2 protein-coding genes and 1 tRNA gene are annotated in these 3,037 nt (G+C 48.3%); 1 reads left to right on the top strand and 2 read right to left on the bottom strand.

What is annotated here, in order from left to right:
- Positions 1-187: 187 nt before the first annotated feature.
- Both QMA35_RS21200 and QMA35_RS21195 read right to left on the bottom strand, forming a co-directional pair.
- A complete protein-coding gene (locus QMA35_RS21200; protein WP_281649131.1) occupies positions 188-547 on the bottom strand; it encodes a PilZ domain-containing protein in 360 nt (119 codons plus the stop codon).
- A gap of 41 nt (positions 548-588) precedes the next feature.
- Positions 589-2,691: a DUF1631 family protein gene (locus QMA35_RS21195; RefSeq protein ID WP_281649130.1), complete on the bottom strand. Its 2,103-nt coding sequence runs from the start codon at positions 2,689-2,691 to the stop codon at positions 589-591.
- Between the two features lie 181 nt (positions 2,692-2,872).
- Here QMA35_RS21195 and QMA35_RS21190 point away from each other — a divergent pair.
- A tRNA-Asn gene (locus tag QMA35_RS21190) sits at positions 2,873-2,948 on the top strand.
- Positions 2,949-3,037: the final 89 nt, after the last annotated feature.

Below are 3,037 nucleotides of genomic sequence, written 5' to 3'. Positions count from 1 at the left end.
GTACGCTGTCTCTGTCACCGGTTGGTAAATGCTTTTGAAAGTTTCTAGCGGATGAGCTAGAAAGTGACGAGTTACTGTCACTCACCGAGCTGGAAGAGCGGGGTTTGCTACCTCCAATGTTCAAGTCATCCACTGCCTTTCCCTGTCCTTTTACTCCTTACAGATACAGTTAAGCAGATGCCGCCTGTTAATGGGCTTCCAGAAGTTCTTGTATTAACAGCAAATCCTGGTTGCTGATATCCAGAATGCGGAACCCACTCCAGTGTTGCTGATTACTATGGCCTGACTTCTTCCAGAGAGATTCTGCGCCAATGTTTACGGAATGCCCCTGGCCGTTCTCTTTTACTATATCGACCCGGCACTGAAGAATAATGCCTTCGGGGATGGATGTTTGGCTGCTGAGCATAAAGCCGCTCTGGGAAAGGTTAACCAGCTGGCCAATGGGCTCATCGGTAAGACTGTTGAAAGTATCAAAAGGCCTGGATAGCTGTTTCCTGATTTCCCGCCGCTTCTCAGAGTGGGAATCACCCTTTTTACCTGTGCTCATGGTTATTCCGTTATTATTTTGTTGTTTTTATTTTGTTGTTTTTATTTTGTTGTTTTTATTTTGTGGGCAACTTTGTTCATTGCTCGAGCCAAAAGGGGCGGGGCCTCTTTTGGCTGAAATATCAGCCTTCCCTGCATTAGCCAGTTCGCCAGTGTGCTGCGGTCAATCATGGCGGTTTTCTGTCCTGCGCCGTCGACAAACAGGAACAGGCTTCCTTTTTGACTGTGCCAAGCCAGTTTCCAGCGGCGGGGTTCCCCTCTGTCATTCATCGATTGGCACCAAACGCCTGGGCGAAGTCTGGTAATGATCTTATCGGTGGCTGGGGGAATAAAGCTGTTGCTTTGTTCTGGGGTGTCAGTGGGATGATGGAGCTGCTGATTGAATTGTGTCAGCAGGTTCAGGTCAGCGTCTTCATCGTAAGCATCTCTGGCCAGTTCCTGAAGAAGGCGATCCACGGTTGATTCTGGGAAGCTGCCTTGCTGCTTCAAAAAGGCAGCCACCTTCTCCGCGACAGGATTGAAATCCTCTGGCGTGCAACCTGGTCTGGCGAGTGTATCTACCAGTCTGTCTGTCAGCTCTTTGCAGTGTTCCAGGTTCTCCGGGCTTCGAAGGCAAAGAAAGTGAAAAACGAGAGCATCTATCCAGGTTGTGTACAGGAAGCGATCGCTGAATTTTTTTAACGGTATGGTCCGAGTGCTATCTTTTACCAGTGTTTCTGCCCAGGCTCTGGCGTTGAGCAGAGCCTCCTGTCCCTTACCCGCTTCAATATTGCGCTGTTCAACCATTTCTGCCTTTTGTAGCAGCAGAGCAAGGTGTTTCTGGAAACCGTCCAGCAGTTCACTCAGGCGATATTTCCGAATTCGGGTTTCCCGGCACAAAACGTTGATAATGGTCTGACACTGTTGGTAAACATTGCGGGCAAACATATTAGTGTCTTGAAATTGCTCGGCAGCATTTGCCATTTCATCCAGCAGCTGTTTGGCAGGATGGTGGTCATCTTCCAGAAATTTTGGGTTGTCGAGAGCTATGCGTGCCCAGGGTAGAGACATTTTGGTAAGCAGGCTGTTGTACTGGCCAGGAAGCTGGGGATCCTGAGAAACCTGCTCAAAAATATGACCAATCATGCTCAGGTCGCTTTCGTCATCCTCGTTCAGGTGAGTGGTTTCATTCCCCTCTTTTTTCAGTGCGGAAATAATTGATGTTTTAAAATCTTCGGCACCCTTCGAGCCAGTGAAGGGACGATAATCCCCTCGCAGAGCCTGTTCCTGAAGTTGTGACAATGCAGATATTAAATCATTTTTGGAGTACACCGCCGTTTCCGAAGAAGATGAACGCTCATGAAGCTGGAACAGAAGGCAGGCTGCGGTTGTTGTCGGAGCAACTGTTGTCGCTGCTTTTTTCAGCATGGCGACGGGTCTGCTGCTGTCCTGTTTGATAATTGCGCAGGGGCGAAGGTTTGGCAAAATGTCAGCCTCAATAAAGCGGGCATTGATCTGTTCGTAGAGCTTCTTCAGGCGCCCCATAATCTGCTGTTCAAACAGGTAGTAAATATCTGGCTTGATCTGGTTGTGAATACTGCGGCTGTCTATCGATAAGGCAAAACTCTCAGCAATAAGCTTTGGATGCAAGGGGTTGTCCTGATCTCTAACCGGGTGCCCCTGGTTAAGGACTGCCAGTCGCTTTTCTATGCTAAACAAGGCTTCATGGCACTGCTTCTGAACCGCATTGCTGAGATTGGTAACCAGCAGAGTATCCTCATAAACATCTGTATTCAGTAAGGATATGGAGCCTTCGTCAAATTCTATTTCCCCCACCTTGCTGCTGGAGGCTTGCTTTGTTTTCGGTGGGAAATTTCTGAAATACTCCGAAATTTTGCTGTGAAATGCCCGGGTAATTTGGGATCGGTTACGGCGAATGTCCCGCATCGTGTCGAAGTAGAGAGTCTGCTCTATATTGCTTGATGCTTTTTCAGCCTGAGTGAAAAGCATATCGTCCGTCAGGGTCAGGGTCTGGTCGAGCCCTTCAGATAGAGAGTCCAGCACCAGCCGACGAATGCCGTTCATCAGCTTTATAGCCGAATTATCAGCGGTAGTCGCTCTGGATCCATTGATTGGAGTTGTTTTTCCGCAGTCATCCTGTGCCATGGATGCATTCTTTTTTCTGTCCAAGGGTACGAGTATACACCTGTAATGACAGGTAGGTACCGCAAACATATAACCACTGTTGTAAAAAGAGGTTGACGAAAATCTCAGAGTCATTATCATTCGCCGCCGTTGAGTGATGACAACGACGCAGCCAAACGCTGCTGAAGCATCACGAAATAGTTCCCCGATAGCTCAGTTGGTAGAGCAAATGACTGTTAATCATTGGGTCACTGGTTCGAGTCCAGTTCGGGGAGCCACTTTAAACATTCAGCTTGCGTAGCTGTTTGTTTGCGGGTCGTTAGCTCAGTTGGTAGAGCAGTTGGCTTTTAACCAATTGGTCGTAGGT

This window comes from Parendozoicomonas sp. Alg238-R29 (assembly GCF_947331445.1).
Classification (GTDB): Bacteria; Pseudomonadota; Gammaproteobacteria; order Pseudomonadales; family Endozoicomonadaceae; genus Sansalvadorimonas.
Note: the sequence above shows the minus strand (reverse complement) of the source record. Positions and strands in the feature narration are given on the sequence as shown.

Coding starts and splice junctions, on each gene's coding strand:
- QMA35_RS21200 (WP_281649131.1), bottom strand. CDS start 547: ATGAGCACAGGTAAAAAGGGTGATTCCCACTCTGAGAAGCGGCGGGAA.
- QMA35_RS21195 (WP_281649130.1), bottom strand. CDS start 2,691: ATGGCACAGGATGACTGCGGAAAAACAACTCCAATCAATGGATCCAGA.